Origin of the sequence: Granulicatella sp. HMSC31F03 (assembly GCF_001807725.1) — a bacterium.
GTDB classification, from domain to species: domain Bacteria; phylum Bacillota; class Bacilli; order Lactobacillales; family Aerococcaceae; genus Granulicatella; species Granulicatella adiacens.
The window spans coordinates 52,514-69,222 of record NZ_KV790849.1 but is presented as its reverse complement, the minus strand read 5'-3'; the positions used below and the strand labels follow the sequence as shown (position 1 = coordinate 69,222).

Here is a 16,709-nt window from a genome sequence, read left to right as displayed (position 1 = left end):
GGTTATAAAAAATGCACTGTTTGATTTTAATCCATTTGACAAACGCTAAGGCTACGGGCAAAATACTCTCCTCCTTGGAAAGGGAACTGTCGAGATAGCAAAAAAGTTCGCTACAACTGCAGCGAACTTTACATATTTCTATAATGGGATAATGGTGTCATTATCACTATTGGCAGGCTCGGTTGAGACAATCTCAATCATCAGCCCATGTGGCAAGCAGATGCTGGTCTGCCCCGGTTTAGAAATCCAGCCCGTATTCACAGCAATCTGATCAGGGCTATTATCCTCTTTATCTCTAATTCTAGTTCCATCAACTTCGATAATATTATATTGATTATCATGAGGTTCAAAATAAAACTCTTCACGAGGCGTGTTTTCGCTCAACTCGATGCGCTGAACTTCCTCCCCATCAATGGTAATGATGGCATATATTTTGGCTTCCTCTTTGACGGTTGCTTGTTGGTAAGCATAAATTGCATTTGGTAAAAATGATAAGACCAATAACACGAGCACAATAATAATGTCGAATGGCTTTATCAAATCAGAATACTTCTTAAATATCGTTCTCATCCTTTAACTCTAATAATGTTCTTCGTACTTCTGAGGCAATTTTTGAACCAATCACGAGTAATTCATACAAAGTGAAAGTTTCAAATGGAGTTACTCTTCCCACATAGCGAATAAAAAGTTCACCGTCTGGATCCATGAGTAGCGTATAGTAGGCCACTAACTCCTGGTTTAAGCGATTAATGGTAAAAAGTACATCGAATAAATCTAAACCTAAGTCTTTTCCATTTCCGATTCCTTCATAAGTGATTTGGTAATCGGTACGGTCCTGACTATCATCAAACACGACGCTAAACGGAAACTCATCTTCTCCTTCTGAATACAGACCCAGAAACGCAATTCCGTCATTGCCTAAATCTTTCTTATCCAGTTTCAATTCACGGTTCTTTAATACCGTTTCAAATGATTCACTTACGTACATCGTGGCCACTCCTTTCTCCATTTGTAACCTCTATTTTACTAGATTCCCTTCTATTTCACAACCAAACATCGAAATCCAACACTTTCTTCTCTATTAGATACTAAGAACGGCTTCTTTTGGGCCGATTTTTTAGGCTCTTCATTCTCTTTCCATTGTATTCCTATTCATTTTAGAAAAACAGCAAACCAATTCCGTTTACTGTTTCGTAAAATAATCTTTTTTACTTATCTATAGTCCTTTTATTTTTGGATACATGATATAAATAAACCGCTAAGAAGATACAAATTACTTTTGCTATATAATCTAGAAGGACATTATCATTTATACTCATTTGAGAGAATGTATTTATCAGCGCATGTGTCATCACACAGATCCATAGACTGTTGGAATAGGCAAATAATGCTGACAAAATAAAAGAGTTGGTTAGTAATCCTAGTAAAAATCCTAGAGCATGAACATCCCCTAAACTCCCATCAATATAAAAGAACAAGAGATGCCATACACCCCAACACACAAAAGTAATCAGCGTTGAAGCAATATGTGGAATCTTTTTCTCTAAAGTGGGTTGAAATGAATATCTCCACCCTAATTCTTCGATGCCAACAAATACAATCGCCTTAAAGAAAAGAAGGAGTGGTAGTAATAGACTTTCTATTTTCAATCCTTTATTTAAGATTACTGAAGAAAAATCCAATACCAAAAAATCAGAACTAATGTATAGCTTTTTACGGATTGCTTTATATTGAAAAAATCTTTTAAAATTTCTAAGGGTCTTTTGGAATGACATTTAACTTGATAAACGATTCCCCAAAGTGCCGATGATGCACCCGCTAAAGAAATAAAAAGTATCCGTAAAAGTGAATTGTACCCTAATTCAAATCCTCTTAATTTCAGTATTCCAACCAATGCAGCGATAACCGTTATCTGAAGCAATGTTGGTAATAAATACATTTTGATAATGGCCTTACTCTTCATGATTCATCCTCTACTAAAAATCTCTTCTAAATTACCATCTATATTATACTATTTTTGGCATCTTTTCTATATCTGGTTTTGCGCACAAAAAAAAGAGACTGAAGTTTCCTTCAATCTCTTTTGTAATTTGATAATTAACCTAAACGTTGGCGAGAATCCGCTGCACGTTGTAAGGCTTGACCAACATAGTTGATACATAACATCATGATTAAGATTAAGATTGTGGCTGGTAACCAAACCCATAATTTGTTTTCAATGATGTCCGCATTTTTCGCTGCAGAAATTAATGTACCAAGTGATGGTGTTGTAAATGGTAAACCGAAACCTAAGTAAGTTAACCCTGTTTCAATACCAATGTTCCCTGCTAAACGTAAGATTAAGTTAACGATAATTAATGAACTTAAGTTTGGCAAGATTTCACGGAACATGATTCGTAAGTCACTTGAACCTAAAGTCTTAGACGCATTTACATAGTCTAAACTTGCTTCTTGAAGAGTACGTGTTCTGAATAAACGAGCAGAACCTACCCAATAGAAGGCTGTCATGATAAATACGAAGTGGAACATTGTGTAGTTTGGAATCACTGTTACGAACACAATGATGATCATCAATGTTGGTAAGATCATGATAAAGTCAACGACACGCATTAAAGTTGTGTCCACCCATTTACCGTAGTAACCAGAAATCAATCCAACGATGATACCGATGATACATGTCAAGATTGTAACTGAGAAACCGATTAATACTGAGTTACGAGCCCCGATAATTAATAAGGCTAAAACGTCACGACCACTTTCGTCAGTCCCTAAAATGTGCGCATTTGATGGGGCTTTATAACGACCTAAAATGTTTACTTTAAGAGCTGTATCTTCATTAATAAACATTGGTCCAATAAAGATCACTAAGAAAATTAACACTAATAAAATTAACGCTGTTAAGGCAATTTTATCTTTTAAAAACTCCCGTACAATAACCTGAAAACCAGCAGGCGGTGTAGATACGGTGCTTTCTTCAACGACAGTTTCTTCAACTGTATTTACATTATTTTGCTCCATTTGCTACTCCTCCTTTTATTATTGTACACGGACACGTGGGTCTACAATACTCATAATAATATCTGATAATAGCGTACCTAAAAGTGTAGCTGTACCAAATAGTAATAGTAACGCTAAGATTACTGAGTAGTCACGTCCTGTAATAGATGATACGAATAAGTTCCCCATTCCTGGATATGAGAAGATGTTTTCGATAAACACAGAACCACCGATTAAACCAGTGAATTCATATCCTAAGAAAGCTGCAATCGGTAAGATTGAGTTACGGAAGATGTGGCGGTTGAACACAACATTTTCAGGAACCCCTTTCGCACGTGCTGTACGAACGTAGTCTTGGCTCTTCGCATCGATAACCCCTGTACGTAAGTATTGAATCGTACCAGTAGTTGAAAGAATCGCCATCGTAAACGCTGGTAGAATTAAGTGGTGGAATTTGTTCAAGTAGTAAGCTAATGTTCCGCTCACGACGTCTGAATCGACAGAACCACGAGTTGGGAACCAACCTAATGTATAACCAAATAACCATAATAATACTAAGGCGAATACGAATACTGGGATTGAGTAAGTAATGAATGTATATACTACGATTGCTTTGTCAGCCCAAGAGTTTTGGTAGCGACCTGCAATCATCCCTAATGGTAATGCAATTAAGTAAGTTAAAATCAATGTTAATAATGATAACCAAACTGTGTTACCAATACGTTCACCGATTAATTTTGTAACTTCATATTTGTAAGTATAACTTTGACCGAAGTCTCCGCGGAAAGCTTTAGAAATCCAGTTCCAATATTGTACAGGAAGTGGATCATAGAATCCAGATTTCACACGTAAAGCTTCAATTGTATTTGGATCCGTTTCTGGAGTAATTAAACCTGTAAATGGATCCCCTGGCATCATCTTCGCGATTAAGAATGCTAACACACTAAGGATGAAGATTTGTGGCAACATCAATAACACACGACGTAAAATGGTTTTCCACATAATTAGTTTCCTCCTTTTGGATTTAATGCAACAGCATGTGTGTCTGAGATTTTTTGTAAATCGAATACACGACCGTTTTCATCATAATAAAGTTTTTGATTTTCTTGATAGAATTTCTCAGCTTCTTTACGACGAAGTTTGTTTGCTTCACGGTTTTCTGGATCGATAACCGGAATCGCAGATAATAGACGTTTTGTATAAATATGTTGTGGATTTGCATAAATATCCTCAGCACGTCCAGTTTCAACGAAACGTCCACGGTACATGATGAATAACTCATCACACATATGTTTTACAACCCCAAGGTCATGGGAAATAAATAAGTAGCTTAAGTTGAACTCATCTTGGATACGTTTCATGTAGTTTAACACTTGCGCTTGTACAGATAAGTCTAACGCTGATACTGGTTCGTCGGCGATGATTAAACGAGGGTTACTTGCTAAAGCACGAGCAACACCGATACGTTGTCTTTGACCACCTGAGAACTGGTGTGGATATTTTAATAATGCTTCTTCAGATAATCCGATAATTTCCATTAATTCGATAACACGTTTTTTCTCTTCTTCTGGAGATAAACGTTCAAAGTTTCTTAATGGTTCAGCTACGATATCTAAAATACGTTTTTTAGGGTTAAAACTTGATAGTGAATCTTGGAAGATCATTTGTACGTTACGGTTATAGTCTGAAGTACGACGACGTGCTTTGTTTGTTACGTCTTGCCCTTCGTAAATGACTTTACCGCTTGTTACGTGTTCTAGACCAATAATCGATTTACCGATAGTTGATTTCCCAGAACCTGATTCTCCAACAAGACCGTAAGTTTTCCCTTCTTCAATTTCAAGTGACACTCCGTCAACCGCATAAACATGATCCGTTACTCGGTTAAAGAAGCCACTACGAATCGGATAGTGAACTTTTAAATCTTCAATGGTTACAAAACCGCTCATTATGCTTCCTCCCCTTCAAAATGGAAATGTTTATAACATGTACAACGAACGAAGTGATTTGGCCCAACTTCATGAAGTGTTGGATCTTCTTCGTGAGCGTCCGCTGAAATCCACGGAATACGTGGAGCGAAACGGCAACCTTTACGTGGTAATTTTGGTAATGGTGGCACTGTTCCTTTGATTACGTGTAATTCTTGACCTTCTGAACCCGCTTGTGGGATTGATTGTAGTAATGAACGAGTATAAGGATGTTGTGGGTTTGTAAATAATTCAGCAACTGGTGCCACTTCTACAAATTGTCCAGCATACATCACGGCTACACGGTCAGCTGTTTCTGCTACTACCCCAAGGTCGTGAGTGATTAAGATGATTCCAGATTCTGTTTCTTTTTGGATATCATTTAATAAGTCTAAGATTTGCGCTTGGATGGTTACGTCCAAGGCAGTGGTTGGTTCATCGGCAATGATGATTGGTGGTTTACATGATAATGCAATCGCGATAACCACACGTTGACGCATCCCACCTGATAATTCATGTGGATATTGTTTGAAAGTACGTTGTGGGTTTGGAATCCCTACTTGTCCTAACAATTCTAATACACGTTCTGTACGTTCTTTTTCATTTAAATCTGTATGATAATAAAGAGCTTCGTCGATTTGAGCACCAATCGTCATCAAAGGATTTAATGAAGCCAATGGATCTTGGAAAATCATTCCGATATCATTTCCGCGAATTTTGTTATATAACGCTTCATTTAAGTTTACTAAATTCACATCATTATAAATAATGTCTCCAGTAATCTTTGTGTTGTTTTTATTGTGTAATCCCATGATAGTTGTCGCTAGTGTAGATTTCCCACATCCTGACTCCCCAACAATGGCCAAAATTTCATTCTTTTCTAATGTTAAAGATACATTATCTACTGCATCATAAAAATCATCTTTGATACGGAAACCAACGTGCAAGTTATTGATTTCTAATAGTGGCTTATCAATTGTCAAATCCGATTCCTCCTTATTTTTTGTAGTGTAACTATTTGTATTTTAAAATAATAAACATTGTTTCCATTATACGTTGATTCCAGCTTGAATGCAAATTGTAAGACAATTCCAGCGCAAATACAACGTATTTTTAGTTTACCATGAATTAGACTTGAATGCTATTATTTATGAGCAAAAAATTAACTTTTCTCATGTTATTTTAATTTTGATTCATTCTAAAAAATGAAAAAATCTTCCAATTGATTTTTCTTTTAAAGCTTTTTTCTATAGGAACGAAAAAGACTGGCAGTGCCAGTCTTTTTGAAACCTTATTTCGCTGCTGTATCACTCGTTAATTCGATTTGATATAGAGCTGATTTTTGACTACCTAAGTTAACATCGTAGTATTTCACACGTTTGTTAACAGCAGTAATCGATTCTCCGACTAACGTTGGGAAAATAAACGCTTTATCATGAACGTATTTTTGCCATTCTTTGTAGAACTCAATGTTTTTCGCTGAGTCAAAGGCTTCTGTTGAACTGATTTTCTTCATAATTGCAGTTCCTTCTGGATCTACATAACGTTCAAAGTTAAATTTCGCTGTTTCCCCGAACAATCCTTCTGGGTTTGGATCGTAACCTGTTGACCATCCTGCTGCAAACACATCGATTTCTGGATCGTCTCCTTGAACTTTATCATAGAATGAGTTCAATTCAATCGTACGTCCTGTGTACAGTTGAACGTCTAACCCGATTTCTTTCCACCAGTTTAAGTATTGTTGTACTAATGATTCGTTGGCTTCGTCACGTGTACGAGCGGCAAAAGTAATTTTCAACTTAGAACCGTCTTTGTTTTCACGAAGCCCATCTCCATCCACATCTTTATATCCTGCTTCATCCAATAATTGTTTCGCTTTTTCAGGATTGTAAGTAAATCCTTCTTGGTCTTTATTATAAACATCATTAAAGAACGGAATGATAATAGAATTTGAGGCATGTTGTAATCCGTTATACAAGTTTTGACCCGCTGCTTCAACATCTAGTGCATACGCCATCGCTTGACGTAGGTTTACATCACTCATTTTTGCATTTGGATTTGTTACGTTTTTACCTGTAGCAGTATCATATTTTCCTAAGTGGAAACCGATATATTCATAGGTTGAAGCTTGTGAACTTAAGAAAGTCACATTTGTTAAATCTTTATAAGCTTCATATTGCGCGTTTGGCATTGTCGCGATATCGTAATTACCAGCTTTCATTTCTGACACGATATTATCTGGTGAAACGACTTCCATTACGACTTTATCTACTTTAGCAACACCTTTATAATAGTGTTCATTTGGAACGAGTGTCACAGATTCTCCGGCTACAATAGAATCAATTTTGAATTGTCCTAGTCCAACGAATTTTTTACCACGAACGTAATCACTTTGTTCCCACTCCGCTTCAGGAATATCTTTGAAGATATGTTTTGGCATGATGTATGCAGAAACAGAACCTCCCGCTAATTGCATTGACGGGCTCATTTCTTTGAAGTGAATTTTTACAGTGTAATCATCCACTTTTTCAAGACCTGAAACACTATCTGCTTTTCCACTGTGATATTCCTCCATTCCGACGACATTTTTAAAATCACCGTCGTAACGAACACCTGTATAGTCTTTATTTCCGATAGCTTGATAAGCGAAAATATAGTCATCGATTGTCACTGGTTGACCATCCGACCATTTATACTCTTTTGAATTTAAAGTGACCGTTGCTGTTTTATTCTCAACATCAAATTCAATACTTGCTAGACCTGTATTGGTTAATTTACGGTTCTCATCATATTCAAACATGCTTTCATCTATAAGCCCCCCGATCGTTGAATCGGTAGTATTTTGAGATAGCTCATCCGCAAAAATTCCAGCAAACGGTGATGAAGATACGATAGCATATTTTAATGTGCCGCCTTTAATCGGCGTGCCTTCATGAGTGACTTCTGATGCATACTTCGTTTTGGGTGTACTAGCTTCAGTACTTGTTGTCGACGAACTACTATTATTTCCGCCACAAGCAGCTAAGGTTAAAGCTGTCGTTGCAGAAAACAAAATCATCATTTTTTTCTTGTTCATATTCATTCTCCGTTCTTTTGTTTTGCGCTTATTTCGAATCCATAAATTTATGTTGGGACTATAATACTTGATTTTTTATCAAATTGCAAGTATTTTTTAATCTTATTTTAATTTTCATCATTTTTTACTCATTTTTGAATTTTTTCAAAAACAAAACAAGCCTAGGAAATTTCCTAGACTTGTCTTCATTTTATTATTTTGCTCCATCTTCAGAAGTCAATTCGATTTGGTAAACTTGAGCTTTAGAACCACTTGTTGCAATTGAAGTGTCATAGTATTTCACACGTTTATTAACAGCAGTTACACTATCCCCTACTAAAGTTGGAATCATGAAAGCTTCATCTTTAGCATATGCTTGCCATTCTTTGTAGAACTCTTTATTTTTCGCATCGTCAAAAGCGTCTGTTGAAGAAATTTTCTTCATAATTTCAGTACCTTTTTCATTTACATAGCGAGAGAAGTTAAATTTAGCTGTTTCACCAAACAAGTTAGATGGGTTTGGATCATAACCTGTTCCCCAACCACCAGCGAACATATCGATTTCTGGATCATCTGCTTGGATTTTAACGTAGAAGTTATTTGATTCAATTGTACGACCTGTATAAAGTTGTACATCTAAACCAACTTCTTTCCACCAAATTAAGTATTGTTGGATTAATGACTCATTCGCTGCGTCACGAGTACGAGCGGCAAAGTTAATCGTTAATTTAGAACCATCTTTATTTTCACGGATTCCGTCACCATCAACATCTTTATAACCCGCTTCATCTAATAATTGTTTTGCTTTCTCTGGGTTGTAAGTAAATCCTTCTTGCTCTTTGTTATATACATCTTTGAAGAATGGTAAGATGATAGAGTTTGTACCATAGTTCAATCCGTGGTATAAGTTTTCACCAGCTGAATCGATATCTAGTGCATAACCAATTGCTTGACGAAGAGCAGGATCACTCATTTTAGCGTTTGGATTCGTTACGTTTTTACCTTGTGATTTATCAAATGTTCCTAATTTGAATGAAATATATTCATAAGAAGGCGCAAATGAACTTAAGAATGTTACGTTTGTTAAATCTTTGAATGCTTCGTATTGAGCACTTGGCATGCTTGCGATATCGTAGTTTCCAGCTTTCATTTCTGAAACGATTGAGTCTGGAGAAACTACTTGCATCACCATTTTATCTACTTTAGGACGACCTTTATAGAAGTTTTCGTTTGCTTTTAAGGTTACAGATTCCCCTGGAACGATTGATTCAATCGTGAACGGTCCTAAGCCAACTACTTTTGTACCACGAACATAGTCACTTTGTTCCCAATCTTTAACTGGAATATCTTTGAAGATATGTTTTGGCATTGTATATGCTGGAATAGCTCCACCTGCTAATTGCATTGATGGTAACATTTTTTCAAAGTGAAGTTTAACAGTGTAGTCATCCACTTTTTCAACACCAGAGATTTTATCTGATTTACCTTCGTGGAAGTCTTTCATTCCAACAATGTTTTGGTAACGGTCATTATAACGAGACCCTGTATAGTCTTTATTACCGATTGCTTCGATCGCAAAGATATAATCGTCGATAGTGAACGGTTGTCCATCTGACCATTTATAGTCTTTTGCATTTAATTTTACAGTTGCTGTTTTCCCTTCAACGTCTAATTCTAATGAAGCTAAACCTGTATTTGTTAATTTACGGTTTTCATCATATTCAAACATTGATTGGTCTACTTGACTTGCAATTGATGAGTCAGTCGTGTTTGTTGATAATTCATCAATGAAAATACCACTGAATGGTGAAGCTGCTACTAAAGCGTATTTTAATGTTCCGCCTTTAATTGCAGTTCCTTCATGAGTAACTTCTGAATTGAATTTTGATTTTGAACTTGCTTTTGCTGGTTCAGATGAAGTGTTTCCACTATTTCCATTATTAGCATTCCCACATGCTGCTAATGTTACTGCTGCCGCTGCAGCTGATAAAAATAATAAGCTCTTCTTTTTCATTTTTCCTCCACTCTCAGACTTCAAGTCCATCCTAACTTCAGATGAATTGTCTGACAAATTAATTCTTGATGTTAATTTTAACAGAATTTTAATTATTTGCAAGAAAAATCTATATTCTTTTTTAACTTTATTTTAAGTACCTGATTTAGACTATATTTCATTAAGAACTCTTTTCTTTTTAAACTTCTTTTTATACAAAAAAAGACCTTGCAAAAGCAAGGCCTTAAAATAAGATTTCATTCAATTATTTATCAGCAACACCAGTATCAGAAAGTAATTCTACTTCTTCCCATCCTGTTGATTTACCTTGAGCGATATCTACATGTTTAACACGTTTGTTTACTGCTGTTAGTGAGTAAGTGTTGAAGCGTGGAACTTGGAATGGGTTTTCGAATACGAATTTTTGCCATTTTTTGAATAATTCAACACGTTTAGCTTGATCGAATGAAGCTTCAGAAGCAATTTCTTCGATTAACTTATTGTGTTCATCATTCACGTAGTGTGAGAAGTTGAAACGAGCTTTTGGTCCGTATAATCCATCTGGGTCAGGGTTGTAACCAATTGTGAATCCACCTAACCACATATCGAAGTCATCCGCATATTTTGTTAATTTTTCAGCGTATGCGTTAAAATCTAATGCACGACCATTTAATAATTCTACGCGTAAACCAACATTTTTCCACCATTCGATGTATTGTTGAATAACAGCTTCATCTGTTTGGCTACCAACTGGAACTAATAATGTAATCGTTAATGGTTTACCTTCTTTATCTTCTACATAGCCATCATTATCCGTATCTTTATAACCTGCGTCGGCTAAGATTTTCTTAGATTCTTCTGGATTGTATGTGAATCCTGGAACTTCTGATTTATCCGCATAGATTTCACCGAAGAATGGTGTTAATAATGTATTTGCTGCAATACGTAAACCTTGATAAGTTTCGTTAGCTACTTGTTCATTATCTAATGCGTAAGCAATTGCTTTACGTAAAGCTGGATCACTCATTTTCTTAGAAGGTTCAAATACGTGTTCACCTTTTTCTTTGTCAAAGTGACCCATATTGAAACCAACATAAGAAATACTGTTTGTGATGTTACCAAGCAATGTGATATTTGATAAGTTTTTATAAGTATCATATTGTTCTTGAGGCATTGAAGCAAAGTCATATTTACCAGCTTTCATTTCTTGAACGATTGAGTCTTGAGATACAATGTCCGCTTTTACGCCGTCCACTTTAGGTTCACCTTTGTAGTAATAAGGGTTTTTCTTGAATGTTACAGATTCCCCTGGAACTACTTTATCAACGATGAATGGTCCGTTACCAACAACTTTAGTACGAGCCGCGTCTGAAGCCACTGCTTGATCATAAGTCATATCCTTGAAGATATGTTTTGGCAAGATATTACTCATAATAGCATTTCCACCTTTTTCTAAAGCTGGATATACTTCTTTCAAGTGAATTTTAACAGTTTGGTCATCCACTTTTTCAAGTCCTGAGATTTTATCTGCTTTTCCTGCGTGGAATTCTTCCATACCAACAACATTTTCAGCATTTTCATCGTAACGAACACCGTTATAGTCTTTATTACCAACAAATTCATAAGTAAAGATATAGTCATCGATTGTTAAAGGTTGTCCGTCTGACCATTTGTAGTCTTTAGAACGTAATTTTAACGTTACAGTTTTATTTTCTCTGTCTAAAGTGAATTCCATCATACCGCCATCTTTTTTGATGCGTTGGTTTTCATCGAATTCGAATAAGTTTGCAAAAGCAAAATCTTCTAATGCACCATCTGAATTATCAATTGATAGTAATGGGTTAATTAACCCTTTAAATGGTGAATCAGATACAATCGCATAGTTAATTGTTCCGCCTTTTACAACTGTCCCTTCATTTGATACTTCAGTTGGGAATTTACGTTCTGATGCTTTTGCAGCAGATTCCCCACCCGCGTTATTCGCTTTGTTATTATTACATGCAGCTAAAGTTACTAATGAAGCAGCACCTAATAAACCAGCAATTGCTTTTTTGTTCATGTGTTTCCCTCCAAGTTTGGATTTGTTTTTAGAATATCTTAGATTTTACTCTTATTCCCATCTCACTTCAACCTTAAATATTATTTCTCATTATTTTTTTATTATTTTTTCATTTATTTTTAATTATAAAAACCGCACCACTTCAACATTTTGTACACATTATGTAGAAATTGTCTTTAATTTGTGAACATCATGAATATTTTATTTCTTTGTTAATAAAAAAAGATGGTAGAAAAATCTACCATCCTTTTTGAATATTAAGCTTGATGTTCAGTGATATAATTCACTGCGTCTCCAATTGTTGTGATGTTTTCTGCATCTTCATCAGAAATTTGAATTCCAAATTCATCTTCTAATTCCATAACTAATTCCACGACATCTAGTGAATCTGCGCCTAAGTCTTGTTGGAATGTCATGCCTTCCGTTACGGTTGAAGCGTCAACGCTAAAACGGTTTGCAATCAATTGAGCTACTTTATCAAAAACTACTTGATTTGACATAACTTTCTCTCCCTTCTCATTAAGGTTTCCTAGGAGGAAATGCAATCAAATCCTCAAACCTTATTCATCCGCATTTGAAAGCGGACTATCTATTAATTCAGATAGTACTGTTATTTTACAGAATTCTACCAAAAATGTCTATAGCTTCCATAAAAAGTACGATTTTCCTCTATTTCTTCATTATCTTAAAACGAAATGACCAGGTTCCACTTCTTGCAGAGTAGCATTCTCATCGAAATCTTCACCTTTATAAACAATCCGCTTGCGATTTTTCTCTTCACGAGGATCTGGAAGAGGAATAGCAGATAGCAAACTCTTCGTATAAGCGTGTTGTGGATTCGTATAGACACATTCTGCAGAGCCCATTTCTACAATACGGCCACGATACATGACAGCAATCCGGTCACTAATATATTTCACCATGGATAAATCATGAGCAATAAAGAGATAAGTGAGTCCTTTTTCTTTCTGGAGTTTCTTTAGCAAATTCACAATTTGTGCTTGAATCGAAACGTCTAGTGCAGAAATTGCCTCATCACAAACGATGAATTTTGGATTTAAGGCGAGCGCCCTGGCAATCCCGATTCGTTGACGTTGACCTCCTGAAAATTCATGCGGATAACGGTTGGCATGTTCTCGGTTGAGCCCCACTGTTTCTAGCAACTCATCGACCATTTGGTTTCGTTCTTCTTTTGTTGAAGCCAAATGATGAATATCAATACCTTCTGCAATAATATCACGCACCTTCATCCGGCTATCTAGTGAAGCATAAGGATCTTGGAAAATCATCTGCGCTTCTTTTCGAAACTCAAGAAGTTCCTTCCCTTTGGTTAGTGTCGCAATATCTTTCCCTTCAAAAAGGATTTCCCCATCTGTCGGTTGGTATAGGCGTAAAAGTGCTCTTCCTGTTGTTGATTTTCCAGAACCTGATTCTCCTACTAACCCGAAAGTTTCCCCTTCGTATATATCAAAGGAAATATCATCAATGGCTTTTACGACATTTTTCTTTGTTCCAAAATACTGCTTTAAATGTTTCACTTCAACCAGTTTCTTCTTTTCAGTTGTATTAGTCATTAGACGCACCTCCTTCTCCAAAAAAGATTTTACGTCTTCTCAAAATCTCCTCAGGCACTTCTACTTTTGGCGCACGTGGGTCCAGTAGCCAAGTAGCTGCAAAATGCGTCTTAGACACTTGGAACATAGGCGGTTCTTTTACGCGGTCGATTTCAAGCGCCACATCGCTACGAAGAGCAAATGCATCTCCCTTAGGTGGATCTAATAAATCTGGTGGTGAGCCTGGAATCGCATATAAGGTATCTCCTGTATGTAAAGTCGGCATCGAACGAAGGAGCCCCCATGTATAAGGATGTTGAGGATTATAGAAAACTTCATCAGAAGTTCCGACTTCAACAACTTTACCTGCATACATCACGGCAACACGGTCTGCGACATTTGCCACAACCCCAAGATCATGCGTAATAAAGATGATGGCCATTTGGAATTTACATTGCAATTCTTTTAATAGCTCTAAAATTTGTGCTTGAATCGTCACATCTAAAGCCGTTGTTGGTTCATCGGCAATTAAAATATCAGGATTACATGCTAGTGCAATCGCAATCACAATCCGTTGACGCTGACCGCCAGAGAATTGGTGAGGATATTGCTTCATCCGTTCTTTTGGATTTGGAATTCCTACAAGCTCTAGTAATTCTTCTGCACGTTTATAGGCTTCTTCTTTTGAAGCTTTTTCGTGTTTAATAATCACTTCTGCAATTTGTAGTCCAATTTTCATGGTTGGATTCAAAGAGGTCATTGGATCTTGGAAGATCATCGCAATCTCTTTCCCGCGAATGGATTGCATTTCACGTTCGCTTTTTTCTAAGAGATTCTCTCCTTTAAATAGAATAGATCCTTCTTTAACCATCGCATTGTTCGACAACAATTGCATTACACTTTTAGCAGTCACACTTTTTCCAGATCCTGATTCTCCCACTAAAGCAAGAGTTTCCCCTTTTTGTAGATTAAGATTAACTCCACGAATCGCTTGTACTTCTCCTGCGAAAGTTTTGAAGTGGATTCGTAAGTTTTCAATAGATAAAATTGTTTCGCTCATTCGAATCCTCCTAATCTTTCATTTTCGGGTCAAATGCATCTCGAAGTCCGTCTGCTAATAAGTTAAAGCTAATCATTAAGACACAGAGGACTCCTGATGGGAACCACATTAAGTTTGGATAAATACGGAATGTTTTATATCCTCCATTAATCAGCGAACCGAGTGAAGCATCCGGAACTGGAATCCCAATTCCTAAGAAGCTTAAGAAGGCTTCAAAGAAGATTGCTGAAGGAATTGAAAACATGGTTTGAATAATAATCAAGCCTGCCATATTCGGTAGTAAATGCTTAAAGGCAATTTTCCAAAAACTTTGTCCTAAAGAACGAGAAGCTAAAATATATTCAAGATTTTTTAATTTTAATGTTTGCGCACGGACAACACGAGCCATTGTTACCCAACTCGTAAACCCAATCGCAACGATAATCGAAACGAGGCCTGGTTTCATCACTAATAACATTAAAACAAGAATAATTAAGTTTGGAATTGCTGAAATAATTTCTAAGAATCGTTGCATAACGGTATCTACCCGTCCTCCAAACCATCCAGAAATAATTCCGTAAGTCACTCCGATAGTAATATCAAACAAAGCAGCAGCAAAGGCGATAATTAATGAAGTTTGTGTCCCATATAAAACACGTGAAAATAAATCTCTTCCTAAATTATCTGTCCCAAAATAGAAGTTGACTCCTTCAGGAACTCCTTGTTGCGCATACACATCTACACCATTTCGAAGACCACTAAAGAGTCCAGGAATACGAGCAGGTAAATTCGCAAATTGCGCATTTTGTTCGAGAGGATCAAACGGAGCAATCACTGGAGCCAAGATGGCTAGCAAAATAATCGCTAGTACGATGACTAGAGAAAATACCGCTCCCTTATTTTTCGTTAATCGTCTCCAAGAGTCTTGTAAAAAGTTTAAAGACGGAGAAGCGATTTTTTCTCGGTCAGCCGTATGACTCAAATCTACTCTTTGGAATAAGTCTTTTTCAGATACTTCTGCCATTATACTCCCCCTCCTTCATCTGTAATACGAATACGAGGATCAATCCAAGCGTATAGTAAATCGACAATTAAAATCACAAAAACGAGTAATGTTGAATACAACATCGTTACACCCATAATCGTTGGATAGTCATTCGTTAAAATGGACTTCACGAATTGCTCACCGATACCAGGGATAGAGAAAATATTTTCAATAACCATTGACCCTGTCATCAATCCTACGAGCATCGGTCCAAGAATCGTCACGAGTGGAATAATCGCATTTCTAAAACCATGTCGAAATGCCACTTCCAAACGACTTAATCCTTTTGCTTTAGCAAGTTCAATATAATCCGAATGCAACACTTCTACCATTTCCGTTCTTACAAAACGAGCTGAATCGGCAATCGGTGAAATCGAAAGCGCTAGTGTCGGTAAAATTGAGGAAACAAAACCTTGATTCCATAAAGCAATTGGGAAAATAGGGAATATCACCCCAAACAACAATTGTAAAACGACAGCGAACACGAAACTTGGAACAGAACGTCCGATAATCGCAAAGAACGTCGCTAGAGTATCTACCCAAGTATTTTGTCTCATGGCTGCCACCATCCCTAAGAGAGAACCCACAATCGTTCCAAAGATTAGCGCTTGGAATCCGAGTTGGAAAGAAGGTCCTACCCTAGAGAAAATCAAATTCGCTACCGTCGAATTATATTGGAAAGATTGTCCAAAATCTAAACGGAATAGACCCGTAATATAAATCCAGTATTGAACGAATACGGGTTTATCTAAACCATACTTCGCATTCATAATTTCGAGTTGAGCCTGCGTTAGTTGCTCCTCATTTGCGTATGGAGACCCCGGCAATAGTTTCATTAAAAAGAACGTAATTGTCGCAATTAAAAATAGTGTTAAAAACATGTAAAAAACACGTTTTGCGATATATTTAAGATAGTTTTTCAACCTTACACCTCCATTATTTATCTTCTAATTCTGTTTCATCATACTATCTAAAGAATTAAAGTTTCAACTAATTAGTTT

At 36.5% G+C, this 16,709-nt stretch carries 16 protein-coding genes; all 16 read right to left on the bottom strand.

What is annotated here, in order from left to right; translation table 11 throughout:
* Positions 1–138 precede the first annotated feature (138 nt).
* Positions 139–570 (bottom strand): NusG domain II-containing protein, encoded by a 432-nt coding sequence (locus HMPREF3106_RS02935; protein ID WP_049554353.1) that lies wholly within the window; start codon positions 568–570, stop codon positions 139–141.
* On the bottom strand, positions 554–1,009 hold the full coding sequence (locus HMPREF3106_RS02930; RefSeq protein ID WP_070444337.1) for a hypothetical protein: 456 nt from the start codon (positions 1,007–1,009) through the stop codon (positions 554–556). The genes HMPREF3106_RS02935 and HMPREF3106_RS02930 overlap by 17 nt, the downstream gene beginning before the upstream one ends.
* A 199-nt stretch (positions 1,010–1,208) precedes the next feature.
* Positions 1,209–1,775, bottom strand: a complete 567-nt coding sequence (locus HMPREF3106_RS02925) for a CPBP family intramembrane glutamic endopeptidase (protein ID WP_246827508.1) — start codon at positions 1,773–1,775, stop codon at positions 1,209–1,211.
* Entirely contained in the window at positions 1,664–1,963 is a 300-nt protein-coding gene (locus tag HMPREF3106_RS09645) for a CAAX protease (RefSeq protein ID WP_246827517.1), read from the bottom strand. The genes HMPREF3106_RS02925 and HMPREF3106_RS09645 overlap by 112 nt, the downstream gene beginning before the upstream one ends.
* Positions 1,964–2,097: 134 nt before the next feature.
* On the bottom strand, positions 2,098–3,018 hold the full coding sequence (locus HMPREF3106_RS02920) for an ABC transporter permease (RefSeq protein ID WP_070444335.1): 921 nt from the start codon (positions 3,016–3,018) through the stop codon (positions 2,098–2,100).
* 18 nt (positions 3,019–3,036) lie between these two features.
* Positions 3,037–3,999: an oligopeptide ABC transporter permease gene (gene opp4B, locus HMPREF3106_RS02915; RefSeq protein WP_070437757.1), complete on the bottom strand. Its 963-nt coding sequence runs from the start codon at positions 3,997–3,999 to the stop codon at positions 3,037–3,039.
* Between the two features lie 2 nt (positions 4,000–4,001).
* Positions 4,002–4,946 (bottom strand): ABC transporter ATP-binding protein, encoded by a 945-nt coding sequence (locus HMPREF3106_RS02910; RefSeq protein ID WP_049554349.1) that lies wholly within the window; start codon positions 4,944–4,946, stop codon positions 4,002–4,004.
* Positions 4,946–5,947 (bottom strand): ABC transporter ATP-binding protein, encoded by a 1,002-nt coding sequence (locus HMPREF3106_RS02905; protein ID WP_005607318.1) that lies wholly within the window; start codon positions 5,945–5,947, stop codon positions 4,946–4,948. The genes HMPREF3106_RS02910 and HMPREF3106_RS02905 overlap by 1 nt, the downstream gene beginning before the upstream one ends.
* A 308-nt stretch (positions 5,948–6,255) precedes the next feature.
* Positions 6,256–8,040 (bottom strand): oligopeptide ABC transporter substrate-binding protein, encoded by a 1,785-nt coding sequence (locus HMPREF3106_RS02900; protein ID WP_070437754.1) that lies wholly within the window; start codon positions 8,038–8,040, stop codon positions 6,256–6,258.
* A gap of 193 nt (positions 8,041–8,233) precedes the next feature.
* Positions 8,234–10,033, bottom strand: a complete 1,800-nt coding sequence (locus HMPREF3106_RS02895) for an oligopeptide ABC transporter substrate-binding protein (RefSeq protein WP_070437751.1) — start codon at positions 10,031–10,033, stop codon at positions 8,234–8,236.
* Positions 10,034–10,277: 244 nt separating this feature from the next.
* Positions 10,278–12,071 (bottom strand): oligopeptide ABC transporter substrate-binding protein, encoded by a 1,794-nt coding sequence (locus HMPREF3106_RS02890; protein ID WP_070437748.1) that lies wholly within the window; start codon positions 12,069–12,071, stop codon positions 10,278–10,280.
* 257 nt (positions 12,072–12,328) lie between these two features.
* Positions 12,329–12,571, bottom strand: a complete 243-nt coding sequence (acpP, locus tag HMPREF3106_RS02885) for an acyl carrier protein (protein WP_049554341.1) — start codon at positions 12,569–12,571, stop codon at positions 12,329–12,331.
* 180 nt (positions 12,572–12,751) lie between these two features.
* The gene (locus tag HMPREF3106_RS02880) at positions 12,752–13,645 is read right to left on the bottom strand and encodes an ABC transporter ATP-binding protein (RefSeq protein ID WP_070444333.1); all 894 of its coding nucleotides are present in this window, start codon (positions 13,643–13,645) and stop codon (positions 12,752–12,754) included.
* Positions 13,638–14,684 (bottom strand): ABC transporter ATP-binding protein, encoded by a 1,047-nt coding sequence (locus HMPREF3106_RS02875; RefSeq protein ID WP_070444331.1) that lies wholly within the window; start codon positions 14,682–14,684, stop codon positions 13,638–13,640. Before HMPREF3106_RS02875 ends, HMPREF3106_RS02880 begins: the two co-directional genes overlap by 8 nt.
* Positions 14,685–14,694: 10 nt before the next feature.
* Positions 14,695–15,687 carry an ABC transporter permease gene (locus HMPREF3106_RS02870; protein ID WP_049554338.1) on the bottom strand — a complete coding sequence of 331 codons (993 nt, stop codon included), beginning with the start codon at positions 15,685–15,687 and terminating at the stop codon, positions 14,695–14,697.
* The gene (gene opp3b, locus HMPREF3106_RS02865) at positions 15,687–16,631 is read right to left on the bottom strand and encodes an oligopeptide ABC transporter permease (RefSeq protein ID WP_070437735.1); all 945 of its coding nucleotides are present in this window, start codon (positions 16,629–16,631) and stop codon (positions 15,687–15,689) included. Before opp3b ends, HMPREF3106_RS02870 begins: the two co-directional genes overlap by 1 nt.
* Positions 16,632–16,709 lie beyond the last annotated feature (78 nt).

Bases quoted from the DNA above. Each gene is read 5' to 3' on its own strand.
- HMPREF3106_RS02935 (WP_049554353.1), bottom strand. From the start codon at position 570: ATGAGAACGATATTTAAGAAGTATTCTGATTTGATAAAGCCATTCGAC.
- HMPREF3106_RS02930 (WP_070444337.1), bottom strand. From the start codon at position 1,009: ATGGAGAAAGGAGTGGCCACGATGTACGTAAGTGAATCATTTGAAACG.
- HMPREF3106_RS02925 (WP_246827508.1), bottom strand. From the start codon at position 1,775: ATGTCATTCCAAAAGACCCTTAGAAATTTTAAAAGATTTTTTCAATAT.
- HMPREF3106_RS09645 (WP_246827517.1), bottom strand. From the start codon at position 1,963: ATGAAGAGTAAGGCCATTATCAAAATGTATTTATTACCAACATTGCTT.
- HMPREF3106_RS02920 (WP_070444335.1), bottom strand. From the start codon at position 3,018: ATGGAGCAAAATAATGTAAATACAGTTGAAGAAACTGTCGTTGAAGAA.
- opp4B (WP_070437757.1), bottom strand. From the start codon at position 3,999: ATGTGGAAAACCATTTTACGTCGTGTGTTATTGATGTTGCCACAAATC.
- HMPREF3106_RS02910 (WP_049554349.1), bottom strand. From the start codon at position 4,946: ATGAGCGGTTTTGTAACCATTGAAGATTTAAAAGTTCACTATCCGATT.
- HMPREF3106_RS02900 (WP_070437754.1), bottom strand. From the start codon at position 8,040: ATGAACAAGAAAAAAATGATGATTTTGTTTTCTGCAACGACAGCTTTA.
- HMPREF3106_RS02895 (WP_070437751.1), bottom strand. From the start codon at position 10,033: ATGAAAAAGAAGAGCTTATTATTTTTATCAGCTGCAGCGGCAGCAGTA.
- HMPREF3106_RS02890 (WP_070437748.1), bottom strand. From the start codon at position 12,071: ATGAACAAAAAAGCAATTGCTGGTTTATTAGGTGCTGCTTCATTAGTA.
- acpP (WP_049554341.1), bottom strand. From the start codon at position 12,571: ATGTCAAATCAAGTAGTTTTTGATAAAGTAGCTCAATTGATTGCAAAC.
- HMPREF3106_RS02880 (WP_070444333.1), bottom strand. From the start codon at position 13,645: ATGACTAATACAACTGAAAAGAAGAAACTGGTTGAAGTGAAACATTTA.
- HMPREF3106_RS02875 (WP_070444331.1), bottom strand. From the start codon at position 14,684: ATGAGCGAAACAATTTTATCTATTGAAAACTTACGAATCCACTTCAAA.
- HMPREF3106_RS02870 (WP_049554338.1), bottom strand. From the start codon at position 15,687: ATGGCAGAAGTATCTGAAAAAGACTTATTCCAAAGAGTAGATTTGAGT.